The following is an 18,326-nucleotide window of genomic DNA, read 5'->3' on the forward strand; positions in this document are numbered from 1 at the left end:
CGGGCCCTACTCGCTGGGCGGCGGCTCGTCGGGCACGTCGCCCAGTTCCCGCAGCGCCTCCCGCGCCAGCGGCGCCTTCAGCGGCGAGAAGTACGGGTTGATGCGCAGCGCCTCCTCCAGGTGCCGCCGCGCGGGGGCGTACCGCTCCAGTTCCGCCTCGATCACGCCCCGGTGGTACGCGTACAGCGCGCTGCGCACCCCGCCCCCCTTCGCCTTGTCCGTCGCGGTGGTCGCGAAGGTCAGCGCCTCCTGGTCCTCACCGGCCCGGTGCAGCGCCCAGCCCAGCGCGTCGGCCACCTCGATCCCCGGCTGCCGCCGCCACTCCTCCCGCAGCCGCTCCACGCCGTCCCACGGGTCCCCGTGGTCGGCCTCGTACCGCCCGATCAGCACCTCCTCGTCCACCCCGCCGGACACCGCCCGCCGTACCGCCTCCTTCATCCGCGTGTACTGCTCCTCGGCGACCCCGGGCTGCCCCAGCGACTCGTACAGCTCGCCCAGTTCCAGCAGGTCCGCGGGGTTCGGCTGCTTCGCGACGACGGCCCGGTACGCGGCCAGCGCCTGCGGGGTGTGCCCCAGCGCGGCCAGCGTCCGCGCCCGCCCGGTCGCCGCCGGCCGCTGGTCGGGATCGAGCCGCAGCGCCGCCTCGAAGTGCCGCAGCGCGTCCGCGAGGTCCCCGCGCTCCCAGGCGAGCTGTCCCAGTCCGGCCAGCCACGCCGCCTGCTCCGCCGGGGTGCGGGCGGCAGCCGCCGCGTCGGTCAGCTGGGCCACCGCGTCCTCGCGCCAGCCCCGGTCCCGGTACACCGCCGAGGCCCGCGCCATCACGGCCGGCCGGGCCGCCGCGTCGGTGCGCAGCGCCAGCAGCTTGTCCAGGGTGGAGCGGGCCTTCTCGTAGTCGCCGAGCCCGGTGTACGCGTCGATCAGCGGCGGATACGCCTGCCACCGCTTCGGCGCCGCCTTCAGCGCCTGCTCGCCGTAGCTCTTCGCCGCCGGGAAGTCCCGGCGCGCGAGCGCCAGCGCGGCCAGGCCGTCCAGCGCCTCGGTGTTCCGGCCGCCCCGCACCTTCAGCGACTCCCGCAGCGCCCGCTCGGCCTTCGGATAGTCCGCCGCGTCACCCGCCCGGCGTCCCCGCTCCACGTACGCCGACCCCAGCACCGCCCAGGCCCGGGCGTCCCGCGGCTGCGCCCGCACCAACCGCTCCTGCCGCCCGATGAGCGCCGTCAGCCCGGGCAGCGCGGCCGGCACCCCGTAGGTCACCGTCGTCAGCACCGGCACCTGCGCCCGTGGCCGCGCCTCGGGACCGGCGGCGGGCGGTGCGGCCGGCCCGTGCCGCCGCTCGTGCGGCAGCAGCATCAGCACGGTGCCCGCCACGACACCGCCCGCCAGCGAGGCCACCAGCACCCGCCGCAGCACCCGCCGGCGCGGCGCCGGCGGCTCCGGGACCAGTGACGTACCCACGCACTGTCGGTTGTCCATGGCGCTCACTGTGCGTCAATACGACGAGCACATCCGCGTGGCCCCGGAGCGGCGCGGGCGGGGTTCACACCGATGGCCGTGAGTGACACGCTGTGATCATGAGCCGTATCGAAGCACCGCGCGACGAGCACACCGGTAACCTCACCGACCGGCTCCTGGCCGGCCTGCCGCCCGAGGCCGTCCTGACCGACCCCGACGTCACGGCCTCCTACGCCCACGACATGGCGAGCTTCTGCCCGGCGGGCAGCCCCGCCGTCGTCGTCCTCCCGCGCACCGTCGAGCAGGTCCAGCACGTCATGCGCACGGCCACCGAGCTGCGCGTGCCCGTCGTCCCGCAGGGCGCCCGCACCGGCCTGTCCGGCGGCGCCAACGCCACCGAGGGCTGTGTCGTGCTGTCCCTCACCAAGATGGACCGCATCCTGGAGATCAGCCCCGTCGACCGGATCGCCGTGGTGGAACCGGGCGTGGTCAACGCGACCCTGTCCCGCGCGGTCGAGGAACACGGCCTGTACTACCCGCCGGACCCGTCCAGCTGGGAGATGTGCACCATCGGCGGCAACATCGGCACGGCCTCCGGCGGCCTGTGCTGCGTCAAGTACGGCGTGACCGCCGAATACGTCCTCGGCCTGGACGTCGTCCTCGCCGACGGCCGTCTGATGTCCACCGGCCGCCGCACCGCGAAGGGCGTCGCGGGCTACGACCTGACCCGGCTCTTCGTCGGCTCCGAGGGCTCCCTCGGCATCGTCGTCCGGGCGGTCCTCGCGCTGAAGCCCAAGCCGCCCCGGCAGTTGGTGCTGGCCGCCGAGTTCGCCTCCGCGGCGGCGGCCTGCGACGCCATCTGCCGGATCATGGAGGGCGGTCACGTGCCGTCCCTCCTCGAACTCATGGACCGTACGACGGTCAAGGCGGTCAACGACCTCGCCCACATGGGGCTGCCCGAGACCACCGAGGCGCTGCTGCTGGCCGCGTTCGACACCCCGGACCCGGCCGCCGACCTGGCCGCGGTCGGCGCCCTGTGCGAGGCCGCCGGCGCGACCCAGGTCGTCCCGGCCGAGGACGCGGCCGAGTCCGAGATGCTGTTGCAGGCCCGGCGGCTCTCGCTGACCGCGCTGGAGGCGGTGAAGGGCACGACGATGATCGACGACGTGTGCGTGCCCCGCTCGCGGCTCGGCGCCATGCTGGAGGGCGTGGAGCGGATCGCCGCCGCGTACGGCCTCACGATCGGGGTCTGCGCGCACGCCGGCGACGGCAACACGCACCCCACGGTCTGCTTCGACGCCCGCGACCCCGAGGAGTCCCGCCGGGCCCGCGAGTCCTTCGACGAGATCATGGCCCTCGGCCTGGAGCTGGGCGGCACCATCACCGGCGAACACGGCGTCGGCGTGCTGAAGAAGGAGTGGCTGGCCCGGGAGATCGGCCCGGTCGGGGTGGAGATGCAGCGGGCGGTGAAGCAGGTCTTCGACCCGCTGGGCATCCTCAACCCGGGCAAGCTCTTCTGACGCGGGCTCAGCGGGCTCACCGGGCGAGCAGGTGGTCGAGCGCGTCGTCGATGCCCAGCCGCGCGCCCTCCGTGCCCGGCGGCACCACCCGCAGCGTCCGCTCCAGCCAGGCCGACACCTGCGGGACCGGCGCCTGGAGCAGCGCGTCGCCGTCCGGCGAACTCAGCGCCATCAGCACGACGGCGCGCCCGTCCGCCTTCGCCGGCCACATCCGCACGTCCCCGTCCCCGCACGGCCGGAACACCCCCTCCACCAGCAGGTCGCGGGCGAACGTCCAGTCGACGGGGTGCGCCGAGTCGATGTGGAAGGTGATGTGGACGGCGTAGGGGTCGTCGGAGCGGTAGGCGAGCCGGGCCGGCACCGGGACGCTCCGCTCCGGTGACAGGACGAGCCTCAGCTCCAGTTCGCGCTCCACCACGGTGTGCCGCATGACCTGCGTCTCCTCTCGCGTCGGGGCCGCCGGACGGGCCCGCACCGGGGGAGAGGGGGCAGGGGCCGGACCATTACGCCGGTTCGGGGAACTTCTTTTCGGCAGCCCCGGGGAGTCCCGTGCGGCGTTGCCCGGAAAGGGGTGGGTCCGGCGGGACTGGCGGTGGGGGATGCCCGGGTCTGATAGATGTGGAGGCCCCCATCCCACCCCCGAGCAGATACGGGACGACGGACATGAGCGCCCCAACCCCGGCCCCAGGCGACGACCGGCCCCGCGAGGGCTACTACCCGGACCCGTCCATCCCCGGCTACGTCCGGTACTGGAACGGCGCCTCCTGGGTGCCCGGCACGAGCCGCCCGGCGCCGAAGAACGGCGAACCGCTCACCCCGCCCCCCGGCGCCCGCGCGGCGTCCCCTTCCGTGGAGGAAACGGGTCCTCACTTCTTCGACGAGGACCCGCCGGACGGGGAGCAGCCGGGCGGCGCGGGTCAGCGGGACCCGCAGGGCGGGCAGCCCGCGCAGCCCGCACAGGGTGCGCAGTGGGGTGAGCCGTCGGGCCGGCCCGGTCAGCCCGCTCAGCCCGGGTCACCCGGTCAGCCCTGGGGCGCCGACCCCCGGGTGCCGGCCGATGCCTCCAGTGCCCCCGACGGCCGGACCGACGGCACCGCGACGGTCCCGCCGACGGAGGACGACCCCCACGACCCCGGCACCTTCATCTTCCGCCGCCCGATCCCCGGCCCGGCGGCGGCCGACCGCACCGACGACGGCACGATGACCTTCCGCCCGGTCCCGTCCGCCCCGCCGTCCCCGTCCGCCCCGCCGTCCCCGTCCGGCACCGACAGCGGCCCGGCCGGCTTCGGCGCGCAGGGCCCGGTCGGCGCGCCCGCGAACTCGGGCTTCGGCGCCGGAAAGGCCGCCGCGGCCCGCGCCGCCGCCGCACAGACACCCCCGGCGGCCCAGGGACCGCAGTCCCCGTCGATCCCGCAGCCCTCCCCCGTGCCCCAGCCTTCCCCGGCCGCTCCCGCTCCCGCCCCCGTGGCCCCGTCGGTGCCGCACCAGGCGGGTCCCGGCCAGGCCGGTGCCCCCGTCACCCCGCTGACCAGCGGACCCGGTGGCGGGCAGGCCTCCTGGGCGCAGCAGGTGCACCAGCTCGCCGGGGGCGGGGACGAGCAGCCCGTGGCGCCGTGGAAGCCGCCGGTGGAGGACCTCTTCCAGGCCGCGGCGCGCCGACAGGCCGCCGCCCGCCCCGCCGGACTCGGCAAGCGGCTCGCCGCGCGGCTGATCGACCTGCTGGCCATCGGCGCCGTGACGGCCGCCGCGGCGGTCCCGCTCGGCATCCGGGCCGTGGACCACGTCCAGCAGAAGATCGACGCGGCCCGGCTCTCCGGCCACGAGGTCACGGTCTGGCTGCTCGACGGCACGACCGGCACCAGCCTCGGCATCGTCCTCGCCGTCCTGCTGCTGGCCGGCGTCGTGTACGAGGTGCTCCCCACGGCCAAGTGGGGCCGCACCCTCGGCAAGAGGCTGTGCGGTCTTGAGGTCCGGGACATCGAGGCGCACGAGCCCCCGGCGTTCGGCGCGGCGCTGCGCCGCTGGCTGGTCCTCAGCGTGCCGGGCCTGCTGGTCGTGGGGATCGTGGGCGTGCTGTGGTGCCTGTTCGACCGGCCCTGGCACCAGTGCTGGCACGACAAGGCGGCCCACACCTTCGTGGCCGGCTGAGCGCGCGTACTCCGTCCGGCCGTCTGCCGGATGCGGAGCCGGGATCTTCGGGTTCCACTCGGGCCATGAGCAGCGAACCGCCCCCCGGCTCCGGAGAGCAGCCCCCCGAGGACGACCCCTTCAGGAAGCGGCCCCCGTCGGACCAGGGCTCGGGCTCGCCGTACGACGCCCCGTACGGCGGCGCCCAGCCCCCTCCCCCCGGCGGCGGCGCGGGGGGGCCTTACGGCGGTGGTCCAGGCGGCCCTTACGGCGGTGGCCCCTACGGCGGCGGTCCGGGCGGCGGCCCCCACGGCCCCGGCGGCTACCCCGCCGACCCGCTGGCCGGGATGCCCCCGCTCGCCGACAGCGGCAAGCGGACGCTCGCGCGCATCATCGACATGATCCTGGTCGGCATCGTCGTGCTGCTGCTCACCTGGGCGATCGGGGTGAGCGCGTACACGTTCGACAGTGAACGCACGGAGGTCGGCAGGTCCCTCGCCCAGTCCGTCATCGCGGCCGTGCTCTACATCGCGTACGACACCGTCCTGATGACCAGGTCGGGGCAGACCCTCGGCAAGAAGTGGCTCGGCCTGCGGGTGGCCAACCTGGAGAACGGCGCCACGCCCTCCGTGCAGACCATGCTGATCCGCTCCCTGGTGCTGTGGGTGCCGTTCGCCTTCTGCTGCGCCTGCATCTGGACGGCGATCTCGGGAGGTTGGAGCTTCTTCGACAAGCCGTACAAGCAGGGCCTGCACGACAAGGCGGCCAAGACGGTGGTCGTCAGCACCGGCTGAGCCGGCCGCCGGGGTGCTCGCACGGCAGTGGCGGTTCCGGGACGTCCACAACCGCCACTGCCGCAAGCTCCGCGGCGCCGAGTCCCGGTTCCGCTCACAGGGTCGTGGGGACGCGTTCCTCCCCCGCGACGGGCTCGGCCGGCGCCCGCTCCGCGCGTGCCCCGGGGACGGGGACCGTCAGGGCGACCAGCAGGCCCAGCGCGAGTGCCGCGAGGGCGATGACGGCGACCCCGAGGCCCGAACTCGTCTGGGACAGCAGCAGCATGGCGAGCGTCGAGAAGATCACGGTGCAGGAACCGTAGGCGAGCTGTGCGGCGGTCGGACGAGGCATGGCAATCGTGTCCTCGGCAGTCTTCGGAAGTCGGGGGGTGCCACTCTGTTGGCCTGCATGCCCGAGCGGGACGCCCGGTAAGCGTGGCCTAACCCACGGTACCGGTGCACAGGGGGCGCATGGAGTCACCGTCCCGGCCAAACGGGCGTTCCCCTGCGCCGGTCGGCGGGGCGGCACGCGTTCGTAAAGCGAACGTCACCTCCGCATAGTGCACTTGTCCTGCTCAAGTCAAGATCTGTTTTTTCGGCTAAACCTCTAGTCAAATGTCGTCACTTGACTACACGCGTTGATCGTGCGCGCACGGATTCCTCCAAGACCCGGAACCATCTGTCCGTGTGCGCGGCGCGGGGGAGGAACTCAAGTGACCAGCAGATCCTGGACGTTCAGAGCGGCCGCCATCGGCGTGACGCTCGCGGCGGCCTCCGCCACGTTCGCCACCTTCGCCGTCGCGGAGGCGGGCACCCAGGCCCAGAGCGCCGCGGCCAACCGGCACGACCCGGCTCCGGTGAAGCAGCGCGCGCACGACCTGGACGGCCCCCTGAGCAAGACCCAGGAGGCTCAGCGCAAAGAGGCCCTGAACCAGCTCATATCGGGCAAGACCACCGCGAAGGAGCGCAACGGCTCCAAGGTCGTCGAGCTCAAGAGCCGCAAGGGCCGGAGCAAGTACGTCGAACTCAGCCGAGAGAAGACCGACAAGATCTTCACGATCCTGGTGGAGTTCGGCGACCAGACCGACCCCAAGTTCGGCGGCACCCCCGGCCCGCTGCACAACAAGATCGCCGCGCCGGACCGCAAGAAGGACAACTCGACGGCCTGGCAGAAGGACTACGACCAGAAGCACTTCCAGGACCTCTACTTCGGCACCGGCAAGAAGACCGAGTCGCTGAAGAAGTACTACGAGAAGCAGTCCTCGGGCCGCTACTCGGTCTCCGGTGAGGTCACCGACTGGGTCAAGGTCCCCTACAACGAGGCCCGTTACGGCAACAACGCCTGCGGTGCCACCAACTGCCCGAGCGTGTGGAACGTCGTCAGCGACGGCCTGAACGCCTGGGTCGCCCAGCAGAAGAAGGCCGGCCGCACCGACGCCGACATCAAGAAGGACCTCGCCCAGTACGACCAGTGGGACCGCTACGACTACGACGGCGACGGCAACTTCAACGAGCCGGACGGCTACGTCGACCACTTCCAGATCGTGCACGCCGGTGAGGACGAGTCCGCCGGCGGCGGCGCCCAGGGCACGGACGCGATCTGGGCCCACCGCTGGTACGCCTTCGGCACCGACGCCGGCGCCACCGGCCCCGAGGACAACAAGCTCGGCGGCACGCAGGTCGGCGACACCGGCATCTGGGTCGGCGACTACACCATCCAGCCGGAGAACGGCGGCCTCGGCGTCTACGCCCACGAGTACGGCCACGACCTCGGCCTGCCGGACGAGTACGACACCGCCGGCGGCGACAACTCCACCGGTTTCTGGACGCTGATGTCCTCCGGTTCCTGGCTCGGCACCGGCAAGGAGTCCATCGGCGACCTGCCGGGCGACATGAACGCCTGGGACAAGCTCCAGCTGGGCTGGCTGAACTACGACACCGCCAAGGCCGGCACGCAGTCCACGCACAAGCTGGGCGTCGCCGAGTACAACACCTGGGACAAGCAGGCCCTCGTGGTGACCCTGCCGGACAAGGCGGTCAGCACCACCATCACCGAGCCGGCGCAGGGCGCCACCCAGTGGTGGAGCGGCAGCGGAAACAACCTGAAGAACACGCTGACCCGTTCCGTGGACCTGACCGGCAAGTCCTCGGCGAGCCTCACCCTGGACGGCTGGTGGGCCACCGAGGCCGGCTACGACTACGTCTACACCGAGGTCTCCACCGACGGCGGCGCCAACTGGACCGCCCTGGACGGCACGGCCGACGGCCAGGCCCTGCCGCGCGACGCCAGCGGCAAGCCGGCGCTGAGCGGCTTCTCGCAGACGCACAAGAAGCTGGCGTTCTCCCTCGACGCCTACGCGGGCAAGAAGGTCGACCTGCGCTTCCGCTACGCCACCGACGGCGGTGTCGCGGAGAACGGCTTCACGGCCGACGAGATCACGGTGACCGCCGACGGCACCCCGCTGTTCTCGGACAACGCCGAGACCGCGGACGCCGGTTGGACCGCGGACGGCTTCTCCCGCATCGGCGCGTCCTTCACCAAGGACTACAAGCAGTACTACATCGCCGAGAACCGGCAGTACGTGTCGTACGACAAGACGCTGAAGACGGGCCCGTACAACTTCGGCTTCGCGTCGCGCCCGGACTGGGTGGAGCACTACCCGTACCAGAACGGCCTGCTGATCTGGAAGTGGGACACCTCCCAGGCGGACAACAACACGAACGCCGCCAACGGCCACCCGGGCTCCGGTCTGATCCTGCCGGTCGACTCGCACCCGAAGGCGCTGAAGTGGACCGACGGCACGCTGCTGCGCAACCGCATCCAGGCCTACGACTCGCCGTTCAGCATCTACGGCACGGACGGCATCACGCTGCACAAGGCCGACGTCGCGCTGAAGATCAAGGGCTCGAAGGGTGTCCGGGTCTTCAACGACCACACCAGCACCTACTACGACCCGTCGAACCCGACGGGCGGGGTGAAGGTCACTGACACCAACACCAAGATCACGATCGTCAAGGAGGCCAAGGACGGCTCCACGATCCAGCTCAAGGTCGGTCCCGCGGTGAAGTAGTCCGCATCACCGCAGGTCAGAGGCGTATCGGCGGCAACCCCTTGGCGGGTTGCCGCCGGTCGTGTTTAGGTGCGTCCTGTGGACCGCTTATTGACACCGACCGGAACGGGGATGTGACCGCATGGCCGCTGGAGGCTTCTGCAAGCTGCCGAACGGCACGGTGGTGGTGGCGCTGAACCTGCCGTACGGCCCCGCCGGGGTGCGGGTGCTCGTGCACGCCCAGAACCGTGCGCGGGCCCTGACCAGGCTGCGCAACCTGGGCCTGCGGGCGATCTACCTCCGGGGGAACGCCGAGCCTCCCACACCGGACGAGATCACGGCGGTCCTGCACCACCCCGACGGCCTGATATGGCGCACGGCCCCGGCCGACAACGGTGTCATGGTCACGGAGCTGTGGCATCCGATCCGGGCGCTGCTGCGCGGGCCGGCGGTGGTGCGGTGAGCCTCGGGCGCTCTCCTAGCCGCTCACCACGGGCTTGCCGGTGAGTTCCACGCCCGCTTCCCGCAGCTCCTCCAGGGCCCGCTCGGTGGTCTCGCCCGCCACCCCGGCCGTCAGGTCCAGCAGGACCTGCGTGCGGAAGCCCTCGCGCGCGGCGTCCAGGGCCGTGGCCCGTACGCAGTGGTCCGTGGCGATGCCCACCACGTCCACCTCCGTGATCTCCCGCGCGCGGAGCCAGTCGGCCAGGGGGACGCCGTTCTCGTCCGTGCCCTCGAAGCCGCTGTACGCGGCCGCGTAGGCACCCTTGTCGAAGACGGCGTCCACCGCGCCGGAGGCGACGGCCGGGGCGAAGTTCGGGTGGAAGCCCACCCCCTCCGTGCCCGCGACGCAGTGCGCGGGCCAGGAGCGGACGTAGTCGGGGTTGTCCGCGAAGTGGCCGCCGGGCGCGATGTGGTGGTCGCGGGTGGCCACCACATGCCGGTATCCGGTGCCCGCCGCCTGGCCGATCAGCTCGGTGATGGCGGCGGCCACGTCGGCACCGCCGGCCACCGCGAGGCTGCCCCCCTCGCAGAAGTCGTTCTGCACGTCTACGACGATCAAGGCGCGGCGCATGGTGGGTGTCCTTCGACTGAGAGTGAAGTAACTGAGCCTAGAGAATTCCGGGCTCCTGCGGGAGGGGGCGTCGAGGGGCGGACGGGGTCCCGCGCTAGCTCCCCGAGCGCCCGTGGACGTACTCCGTCGGAATGACGGGTTCCCCCCTTGACAGCTGGATCGCGGAGAGCGGCAGGTTTTCGCGGGCCGCGATGTGGCGGTCCCGGGCCACGTCCAGCGGCTCCCGGGCGACCACCTCGCCGCCCTTGACCAGCTCCACCAGGAGCTGCCGGTCGGCCAGCTCGGCCGGCACCGGCCCGGTGCCGACGACCTCGGCCTCGGCGACCCCCTCCGCGTCCAGCCGCCGCGCCGCCCACTTGCGGCCCCCGATGGACGTCTTGCCGCCGCTGGACTTCTTGGCGACCGGCACCAGCGGCGCCTTGGGGTCGGCGGACTCGGCGCGGGCGACCAGCTTGTAGACCATGGAGGAGGTCGGGTGCCCGGAGCCGGTCACCAGCTGGGTGCCGACGCCGTACGCGTCCACCGGCGCGGCGGCCAGCGAGGCGATGGCGTACTCGTCCAGGTCGGAGGTCACGATGATCTTCGTGCCGGTCGCGCCCAGCTCGTCCAGCTGCTGCCGCACCCGGTGGGCCACCAGCAGCAGGTCGCCGGAGTCGATGCGGACCGCGCCCAGCTCGGGGCCGGCCACCTCCACCGCCGTACGGACGGCCTCGGCGACGTCGTAGGTGTCCACCAGGAGGGTCGTGCCCCGGCCCAGGGTGTCGACCTGGGCCTGGAAGGCGTCGCGCTCGCGGTCGTGCAGCAGGGTGAAGGCGTGGGCGGAGGTGCCGACGGTCGGGATGCCGTAGCGGAAGCCGGCGGCCAGGTCGGAGGTGGTCGCGAAGCCGCCGACGTAGGCGGCGCGGGCGGCGGCCACCGCGGCCAGCTCGTGGGTGCGGCGCGCGCCCATCTCGATCAGCGGGCGGTCACCGGCGGCGGAGGACATCCGGGAGGCGGCGGCGGCGATGGCGGAGTCGTGGTTGAGAATGGACAGGATGACGGTCTCCAGCAGGACGCACTCGGCGAAGCTGCCCTCGACGCGCATGATCGGCGAGCCGGGGAAGTACACCTCGCCCTCGGGGTAGCCCCAGATGTCCCCGCTGAAGCGGTAGTCGGCGAGCCACCGCAGGGTCTCCTCGTCGACGATGTCCCGCTCGCGCAGGAAGCCGAGGACGCCGGAGTCGAAGCGGAAGTTCTCCACCGCGTCCAGGACGCGGCCGGTGCCGGCCACCACGCCGTAGCGGCGTCCGTTCGGCAGCCGCCGGGTGAAGACCTCGAACACGCTCCGCCGTTCGGCCGTACCGGCCTTCAGCGCGGCGCGCAGCATCGTCAGCTCGTACTGGTCCGTGAAGAGCGCTGTCGAGGGAACGTCCACCGGCAGCCCAAGGTCCGCTGTGTTCATGACGAGGAATCGTACTCCCTTTTCGTCGGTGTGACGATTTATGGAGGCCGTGGCAGCATGGGCTTGTGACGTCACCCGCGCCCGTAGAGATCGAACGCACCGAGTCGGCGGAGGAGGTCTTCGCCGTACCCGAGCCCGACGTCCCCTGGGTCACGATCGTCCACAACGACCCGGTCAACCTCATGAGCTATGTGACGTACGTCTTCCAGACGTACTTCGGCTACACCAAGGACAAGGCCACCAAGCTCATGCTCGACGTCCACCACAAGGGCCGGGCGGTCGTCTCCAGCGGGACCCGCGAGGAGATGGAGCGCGACGTGCAGGCGATGCACGGCTACGGTCTGTGGGCCACCCTCCAGCAGGACCGGAAGTAAACGCATCCCGATGCCCGGACACTTCGAACCGCTCCCCGGCGGCGGCGCGGCCGTCGCCCTCGACGACGTCGAGATCTCCATCATCCGGTCGCTGGCCGTCCAGCTCCTGGAGCTCATCGGTCCCGGACCCGGCGCCGACACCCCGGACGACCCGCTGGCCGAGCTGTTCGCGGAGGGGCCGAGCGAGCCGCCCGCCGACCCGGTGCTGCGCCGGCTCTTCCCGGACGCCTACAGCGACCCGGAGGAGGCCCCCGCCTCGTCGGCCGAGGCCGAGGAGCGCCGGGCGCACTCCGCCGAGTTCCGCCGCTTCACCGAGAACGACCTGCGCGCCGGCAAGCGGGAGAGCGCCCTCGGGGTGATCCGCAGCCTGGACGCGCTCGCCCCGGTCGACGAGGGCGGGGCGGTGCTCAAGCTGTCCCCGGAGCAGTCCCGGCAGTGGCTCGGCGCCCTCAACGATCTGCGGCTGGCGATCGGTTCCCGGCTGGAGATCACCGACGAGGACGACACCGACCTGCTCTACCGGCTCCCGGACGAGGACCCGCGTAAGCCGATGGTCATGGCGTACCTGTGGCTCGGCGGGCTCCAGGAGACCCTGGTGACGACCTTGATGCCGTAGTTCGTACGGTTTCGCCCCCTCGGAAGCGTTCGCTCAGGGGACGCTCAAATCCGGATAACGATCCCGTCACCTTCGTGGCCGGTTTTGCCGCATTCAGGCGCTCTTTGTCCGCTTTTACCTGTGTGGTGCGCCACACAGGCCCCCTGTGATCAATATTGCGGCCGTGATAAATCTTCACGACCGCCCGGCCGACACCACCCATGTCCGGCCGGGTGCGCCACCGAGCCGACGACCGTCGGCCAGGCAGACAACTCCATCATCCGGGGGGATCGAGACCCGATCCGAGGCCGACGAAAGGCCCGGGTCGGCATGGAGAAAGGCGCACCACACATGACCTCTGAGAAGGTCACCACCACCCCTGAGGAGGGGTACGAGCGCGGGCTCGGCAGCCGTCAGGTCCAGATGATCGCCATCGGCGGCGCGATCGGCGTCGGGCTCTTCCTGGGAGCCGGGGCGAACATCGCCAAGGCCGGTCCCAGCCTCATCCTGATGTACGCCCTCGCCGGCGTGATCATCTTCTTCATCATGCGGGCCCTGGGCGAACTGCTGCTCTACCGCCCGGTCTCCGGCTCCTTCGCCGAGTACTCCCGGGAGTTCCTCGGCCCGTTCTTCGGCTACTTCACCGGCTGGACGTACTGGCTGATGTGGGTCGTGACCGGCATGGCCGAGCTGACGGCCGCCGCGATCTACGTCCACTACTGGTTCCCCGGCATCCCGCAGTGGGTGACGGCCCTGGTCTTCCTGGTGGTCCTGTTCGTGGCCAACCTGATCTCGGTGAAGCTGTTCGGCGAGATCGAGTTCTGGTTCTCCATGGTCAAGGTCACGGCCCTGATCGGCATGATCGTGATCGGCCTCGGTGTGCTCACCTTCGGCTTCAGCGCCGCGGGCGACACCGCGCACGTGGCGAACCTGTGGCAGTTCGACGGCTTCTTCCCCAAGGGCATCGGCTCGTCGCTGATGACCTTGCAGGGCGTGATGTTCGCCTACCTCGCCGTCGAGCTGGTCGGCGTCACCGCCGGCGAGTCCGAGAACCCGGAGAAGACCCTCCCGAAGGCCATCAACACGCTGCCCTGGCGCATCGCGCTGTTCTACGTCGGTGCCCTCACCGTCATCCTGTGCGTGGTGAAGTGGACCGAGTTCGCGCCGGGCGTCAGCCCCTTCGTGAAGGCGTTCGCGGTCATCGGCATCCCGGCCGGCGCCGGCATCGTCAACTTCGTGGTGCTCACCGCCGCCCTGTCGTCCTGCAACTCCGGCATGTACTCCACCGGCCGCATGCTGCGCACCCTCGCCGACAACGGCGAGGCCCCGCGGGTCTTCTCGAAGCTGTCGGCCACCAAGACCCCCGCGCTCGGCATCACCGTCTCGGTGCTGTTCATGGGCATCGGCGTCGTCCTGAACTACGTCGTCCCGGAGAAGGCCTTCGGCTACGTCACCTCCGTCGCGACCGCGGCCGGCATCTGGACCTGGCTGATGATCCTGATCAGCCACGTCCTCTACCGCCGCGCGGTCGACGCGGGCCGACTGCCCACCAGCTCCTTCCCGGCGCCCGGCGGCGCGGTGTGCTCGTACATCGCCATCGCCTTCCTGCTCTTCGTCACCGGCCTGATCGCCTACGACGCCGACTCCCGTGTCTGCCTGTACGTGATGGCGGTCTGGGCGGTCGCCCTGGGCATCGGCTGGCTGGTCCTGAAGTCCCGGACGCCGTCCATCGCGGACCGCCGCGACCCGGAGTTCGAGAAGGTGGGCTGACCCCCGCGAAGACACCGGAAAGACCCTCCGGAAAGGACGTCCGGCCGTCGGGAGCTCTCGTGGCGCCCCCGGCGACCGCCGCTCAGGACGTCCGGCATGTGGGCCGTCCCGTACCACCCCTCGGTACGGGACGGCCCCTCTGCTTATCCTGACCCCCATGCTGACCATCACCCAGGCGCTCCACGACCAGATCGTCGCCCACGCGCGCGAGGACCACCCCGACGAGGCGTGCGGCGTGGTCGCCGGACCGGTGGGCTCAGGCCGCCCCGAGCGCTTCATCCCGATGCTCAACGCGGCCCGCTCGCCCACCTTCTACGAGTTCGACTCGCAGGACCTGCTCAAGCTCTACCGCGAGCTGGACGACCGCGACGAGGAGCCGGTGATCATCTACCACTCCCACACCGCGACCGAGGCGTACCCCTCCCGGACCGACATCAGCTACGCCAACGAGCCCGGCGCGCACTACGTCCTGGTGTCCACCGCCGACACCGACGGCGTCGGAGAGTTCCAGTTCCGCTCCTTCCGGATCCTGGAAGGGGAGGTCACCGAGGAGGAGGTCAAGGTCGTCGAGGCGTACTGATCTCATTCACCGGTCGGATTCCGTCCGGGATGTGGAATCACACTCCGGGACCCGGACCGGGAATCGATACGATGAACCCATGGTTCTGAACGACGTGAGCGAGAAGGCGCCGGGCACGCTGCTCGTGGCGCGGCTGCACGTCGATCTGTGCAGGCTGAACAGCGCCATCTGTTGACGTTCCCCGCCGCCGTACGGCCGTGAGCCGCGGCGTGCCCCGCCGCGTGCCCACACCTTCCGACACTTCCTTACAGGAGCCCGCAACCATGGCCATCGAGGTCCGCATCCCCACCATCCTCCGCCAGTACACCGACGGTCAGAAGGCGGTGGAGGGCAACGGGAGCACCCTCGCCGAGCTGTTCGCCGACCTGGAGTCGCGGCACGCGGGCATCCAGGCCCGCATCGTGGACGGCGACCAGCTGCGCCGCTTCGTCAACGTGTACCTCAACGACGAGGACGTCCGCTTCCTGGACGGCATCAACACCAAGCTGTCCGACGGCGACAACGTCACGATCCTGCCGGCCGTCGCCGGCGGCATGCGCTGATCGGCCGCTGAGCAGCGATGCGCTACGACTCCCCGCTGGCCGCGGTGGGCAACACCCCCCTGGTGCGCCTGCCGCGGCTGTCGCCGGCCCCGGACGTGCGGATCTGGGCCAAGCTGGAGGACCGCAACCCCACCGGCTCGGTCAAGGACCGGCCCGCCCTGCACATGATCGAGCAGGCGGAGAAGGACGGCCGGCTGACCCCGGGCTGCACGATCCTCGAACCCACCTCCGGCAACACCGGCATCTCCCTCGCCATGGCGGCCAAGCTCAAGGGCTACCGGATGGTGTGCGTGATGCCGGAGAACACCTCGCAGGAGCGCCGGGACCTGCTCGGCATGTGGGGCGCCGAGATCATCTCCTCGCCGGCCGCCGGGGGCTCCAACACCGCCGTGCGCGTGGCCAAGGAACTGGCCGCCGAGCACCCCGACTGGGTGATGCTCTACCAGTACGGCAACCCGGACAACGCGGGCGCCCACTACGCCACGACCGGCCCCGAGATCCTCGCCGACCTGCCCTCGATCACCCACTTCGTGGCGGGCCTCGGCACCACCGGCACCCTCATGGGCGTCGGCCGCTACCTGCGCGAGCACAAGCCGGGCGTCCAGATCGTCGCCGCCGAACCGCGCTACGACGACCTGGTCTACGGGCTGCGCAACCTCGACGAGGGCTTCGTCCCCGAGCTGTACGACGCGTCCGTCCTGACCACCCGGTTCTCGGTCGGCTCGGCCGACGCGGTCACCCGCACCCGTGAACTCCTCCAGCAGGAGGGCATCTTCGCGGGCGTCTCCACCGGCGCCGCCCTGCACGCGGCGATCGGCGTCGGCCGGAAGGCCGTCAAGGCGGGCGAGAGCGCCGACATCGTCTTCATCGTGGCCGACGGCGGCTGGAAGTACCTCTCCACCGGCGTCTACACCGCGGCCACCACGGAAGAGGCCATCGCGACCCTCCACGGCCAGCTCTGGGCCTAGGTGTATCGATCACGAGCGAAGGGCTTTGGCTGCGGATCCGCGCGCGCCGGTGGTACGTCACATCCGTACCAGGACTCCGGCAGGAAGGCGGACCCCATGCGCCGTACGACGTTCCTCGCCCCCGCGGCGGCAGCGCTGCTCCTCGCGGGCTGCGGCTCCCAGCAGGACACCGGGAGCAGCGACAAGGTGTCGGCACCGGCCCGCACGGGCACGCCGTCGCCCACCCGGTCCGCCGGTGACTGCACCGGGCACATGGAGCTGACGGCCGCCGATCACGGCCGTACCGTCTGCGTGACCGAGGGCGGCGAGGTCCGGCTCACCCTGGACGGCACCACGGCCCGCCCCTGGCAGCCGGTCGCCGTGAGCGGTACGGGACTGAAGGCCGTCAACGCGGGCTTCGTACTCCAGCCGGGTGACGCCACGGCCGCGTACCGGGCGGTGGCCGCCGGCACGGTGAAGCTCACGTCGTCCCGCCCGCTGTGCGCCGAGCCGACCGCACCGGGCCAGGTCTCCTGCAAGGCCGTCCAGGACTGGACGGTCACGGTGCGCGTGAGCCGAGCTGCGCGCTAGCCCGCCAGGTGCCGTACCTGGTCCCACAGGACCGGGTCGACCACGCCCACCCGGCGGCGGAAGCCGTCCACCGGGACCTCGCGCAGCTCGTCGGTCTCCAGGAAGCTGGGCCGCCCCTGGGTGTCGCCGACCGCGCCGGGCGGCAGCGGGATCACCCCGCAGCGCTCGTCGTGGTACTTGCTCGTGATCTTCGCGACGGTGGCCCGGTTGCCGCGCACGGCCAGCACCAGACAGGGCCGGTCCTTCACCTCGGCCCGGTCCTCGTAGGGGACCTCCGCCCACCAGATGTCCCCGGGGCAGGGCCGTACGGCGTGTGCCGTCCGCGGGCCCGGCCGGCCCGGGGGCCGCACGCGCCGTCCGCCGGGCCGGTGACCGCGGCCCCAGCCGTCGACGAGCGTGGCGACCAGTGCGAGCAGTACCACCGCCGCGAGCGCCAGCCACCAGGACGTGTCCATACGACGACGTTACCGGCGCGCGCCGGACCTCGCGCGCCCTCTTCCGATCCCGGTGCGCCCCACGTCCAGCCGAACCGGTGACAGCACAGGTGAGTTCGCCCACAACGGCCCCGGGCGGTGGAGCGACCCGTGCTTTCGCGCCTTACGCTCGACGGACCGCACGACCCCCGACAGCCCCCGCCCCGCAAGGGGTTTACGTCCCGCCCACCGGTTACCCGCCTACGGAGGTTTCTGCTTCATGAAGCTCACCGTCGTCGGCTGCTCGGGGTCGTTCCCGTCCGCGGAATCGGCCTGTTCGAGCTACCTCGTCGAGGCCGACGGCTTCCGGCTGCTCCTCGACATGGGCAACGGCGCCCTCGGCGAGTTGCAGCGCCACTGCGGTCTCTACGACCTCGACGCGATCTTCCTCAGCCATCTGCACGCCGATCACTGCATCGACATGTGCGCGTACTTCGTGGCGCGCTACTACCGCTATGACGGCGGCCGGTGCGATCCCCTCCCGGTCTACGGCCCCGAAGGCACCGAGCACCGCCTGACCACGGCCTACGCGGACACCCCCTCCGCCTCCTCGATGAGCGAGGTCTTCGACTTCCACACGGTCAAGCCGTCCACGTTCGAGATCGGCCCGTTCACCGTGCACACCGAGCGGGTCCGCCACCCCGTGGAGGCGTACGGCATCCGGGTCGAGCACGGCGGGAAGTCCCTGACGTACTCCGGCGACACCGGTGTCACCCCGGCGCTGGACGAGCTGGCCCGGGACACCGATCTGTTCCTGTGCGAGGCCGCGTTCACGCACGGCAAGGAGAGCATTCCCGACCTGCACCTCAACGGCCGCGAGGCGGGCCAGACGGCGGCCCGCGCGGGCGCGCGGCGGCTCGTCCTCACCCACATCCCGCCGTGGACCGACCCCGAGGTGAACCTGCGGGACGCCCGCGAGGTGTTCACCGGCCCGGTACACCTGGCGGCGCCGCGGCAGACGTACGAGATCTGACAGCACCGTCCGCGCACGAGGAGGCCCCCGGAGCGTCGGCTCCGGG

20 protein-coding genes are annotated in these 18,326 nt (G+C 71.6%); 14 read left to right on the plus strand and 6 right to left on the minus strand.

Features of this window, described 5'->3' with window-relative positions; genetic code table 11:
- Positions 1–6: 6 nt before the first annotated feature.
- Entirely contained in the window at positions 7–1,473 is a 1,467-nt protein-coding gene (locus AQJ11_RS00400; RefSeq protein ID WP_244218062.1) for a tetratricopeptide repeat protein, read from the minus strand.
- 92 nt (positions 1,474–1,565) lie between these two features.
- Here AQJ11_RS00400 and AQJ11_RS00405 point away from each other — a divergent pair, with 92 nt between their 5' ends.
- Positions 1,566–2,972, plus strand: a complete 1,407-nt coding sequence (locus AQJ11_RS00405) for an FAD-binding oxidoreductase (protein ID WP_014673004.1) — start codon at positions 1,566–1,568, stop codon at positions 2,970–2,972.
- Between the two features lie 16 nt (positions 2,973–2,988).
- On the opposite strand, the gene AQJ11_RS00410 is transcribed toward AQJ11_RS00405, so the two are convergent.
- Positions 2,989–3,402 (minus strand): SsgA family sporulation/cell division regulator, encoded by a 414-nt coding sequence (locus AQJ11_RS00410; protein ID WP_059261442.1) that lies wholly within the window; start codon positions 3,400–3,402, stop codon positions 2,989–2,991.
- Positions 3,403–3,635: 233 nt separating this feature from the next.
- On the opposite strand from AQJ11_RS00410, the gene AQJ11_RS00415 reads away from it, so the two are divergent.
- Complete coding sequence (locus AQJ11_RS00415) at positions 3,636–5,120, plus strand: RDD family protein (protein ID WP_059261443.1); 1,485 nt, start codon at positions 3,636–3,638, stop codon at positions 5,118–5,120.
- Between the two features lie 65 nt (positions 5,121–5,185).
- Positions 5,186–5,893, plus strand: a complete 708-nt coding sequence (locus AQJ11_RS00420) for an RDD family protein (RefSeq protein ID WP_041665220.1) — start codon at positions 5,186–5,188, stop codon at positions 5,891–5,893.
- Positions 5,894–5,987: 94 nt separating this feature from the next.
- On the opposite strand, the gene AQJ11_RS00425 is transcribed toward AQJ11_RS00420, so the two are convergent.
- Positions 5,988–6,224, minus strand: a complete 237-nt coding sequence (locus tag AQJ11_RS00425; protein WP_059261444.1) for a hypothetical protein — start codon at positions 6,222–6,224, stop codon at positions 5,988–5,990.
- A 361-nt stretch (positions 6,225–6,585) separates the two neighbouring features.
- On the opposite strand from AQJ11_RS00425, the gene AQJ11_RS00430 reads away from it, so the two are divergent.
- Together AQJ11_RS00430 and AQJ11_RS00435 are read left to right on the plus strand one after the other, a co-directional pair.
- Positions 6,586–8,943: an immune inhibitor A domain-containing protein gene (locus AQJ11_RS00430; protein WP_059261445.1), complete on the plus strand. Its 2,358-nt coding sequence runs from the start codon at positions 6,586–6,588 to the stop codon at positions 8,941–8,943.
- Between the two features lie 121 nt (positions 8,944–9,064).
- A complete protein-coding gene (locus AQJ11_RS00435) occupies positions 9,065–9,385 on the plus strand; it encodes a hypothetical protein (protein ID WP_014672998.1) in 321 nt (106 codons plus the stop codon).
- 15 nt (positions 9,386–9,400) lie between these two features.
- On the opposite strand, the gene AQJ11_RS00440 is transcribed toward AQJ11_RS00435, so the two are convergent.
- Positions 9,401–9,994: an isochorismatase family protein gene (locus AQJ11_RS00440; RefSeq protein WP_014672996.1), complete on the minus strand. Its 594-nt coding sequence runs from the start codon at positions 9,992–9,994 to the stop codon at positions 9,401–9,403.
- A 94-nt stretch (positions 9,995–10,088) separates the two neighbouring features.
- The gene (locus AQJ11_RS00445; protein ID WP_014672995.1) at positions 10,089–11,435 is read right to left on the minus strand and encodes a nicotinate phosphoribosyltransferase; all 1,347 of its coding nucleotides are present in this window, start codon (positions 11,433–11,435) and stop codon (positions 10,089–10,091) included.
- A 65-nt stretch (positions 11,436–11,500) separates the two neighbouring features.
- Between AQJ11_RS00445 and clpS the strand changes: the two genes are divergently transcribed.
- From clpS to AQJ11_RS00480, 8 genes are all read left to right on the plus strand, one after another.
- The gene (gene clpS / locus AQJ11_RS00450; protein ID WP_014672994.1) at positions 11,501–11,809 is read left to right on the plus strand and encodes an ATP-dependent Clp protease adapter ClpS; all 309 of its coding nucleotides are present in this window, start codon (positions 11,501–11,503) and stop codon (positions 11,807–11,809) included.
- Between the two features lie 10 nt (positions 11,810–11,819).
- Positions 11,820–12,425: a DUF2017 domain-containing protein gene (locus AQJ11_RS00455; protein ID WP_014672993.1), complete on the plus strand. Its 606-nt coding sequence runs from the start codon at positions 11,820–11,822 to the stop codon at positions 12,423–12,425.
- Positions 12,426–12,755: 330 nt separating this feature from the next.
- Entirely contained in the window at positions 12,756–14,174 is a 1,419-nt protein-coding gene (locus AQJ11_RS00460) for an amino acid permease (protein WP_014672991.1), read from the plus strand.
- Positions 14,175–14,331: 157 nt separating this feature from the next.
- The gene (locus AQJ11_RS00465; protein WP_014672990.1) at positions 14,332–14,754 is read left to right on the plus strand and encodes a M67 family metallopeptidase; all 423 of its coding nucleotides are present in this window, start codon (positions 14,332–14,334) and stop codon (positions 14,752–14,754) included.
- A 79-nt stretch (positions 14,755–14,833) separates the two neighbouring features.
- A complete protein-coding gene (locus AQJ11_RS52335) occupies positions 14,834–14,929 on the plus strand; it encodes a putative leader peptide (protein ID WP_309550412.1) in 96 nt (31 codons plus the stop codon).
- A gap of 88 nt (positions 14,930–15,017) precedes the next feature.
- Positions 15,018–15,296: a MoaD/ThiS family protein gene (locus tag AQJ11_RS00470; protein ID WP_014672988.1), complete on the plus strand. Its 279-nt coding sequence runs from the start codon at positions 15,018–15,020 to the stop codon at positions 15,294–15,296.
- 17 nt (positions 15,297–15,313) lie between these two features.
- Positions 15,314–16,264: a PLP-dependent cysteine synthase family protein gene (locus AQJ11_RS00475; protein ID WP_014672987.1), complete on the plus strand. Its 951-nt coding sequence runs from the start codon at positions 15,314–15,316 to the stop codon at positions 16,262–16,264.
- Positions 16,265–16,360: 96 nt separating this feature from the next.
- Entirely contained in the window at positions 16,361–16,834 is a 474-nt protein-coding gene (locus AQJ11_RS00480; RefSeq protein ID WP_059261446.1) for a hypothetical protein, read from the plus strand.
- Here the strand turns inward: AQJ11_RS00480 and AQJ11_RS00485 are convergent.
- Positions 16,831–17,289 (minus strand): type II toxin-antitoxin system PemK/MazF family toxin, encoded by a 459-nt coding sequence (locus AQJ11_RS00485; protein WP_059261447.1) that lies wholly within the window; start codon positions 17,287–17,289, stop codon positions 16,831–16,833. The genes AQJ11_RS00480 and AQJ11_RS00485 overlap by 4 nt on opposite strands.
- Before the next feature lie 238 nt (positions 17,290–17,527).
- Between AQJ11_RS00485 and AQJ11_RS00490 the strand changes: the two genes are divergently transcribed.
- A complete protein-coding gene (locus AQJ11_RS00490) occupies positions 17,528–18,280 on the plus strand; it encodes an MBL fold metallo-hydrolase (protein ID WP_014672984.1) in 753 nt (250 codons plus the stop codon).
- The last annotated feature ends 46 nt before the right edge of the window (positions 18,281–18,326 follow it).

The sequence above is a fragment of the Streptomyces corchorusii genome, from assembly GCF_001514055.1.
GTDB lineage: Bacteria > Actinomycetota > Actinomycetes > Streptomycetales > Streptomycetaceae > Streptomyces > Streptomyces olivaceoviridis.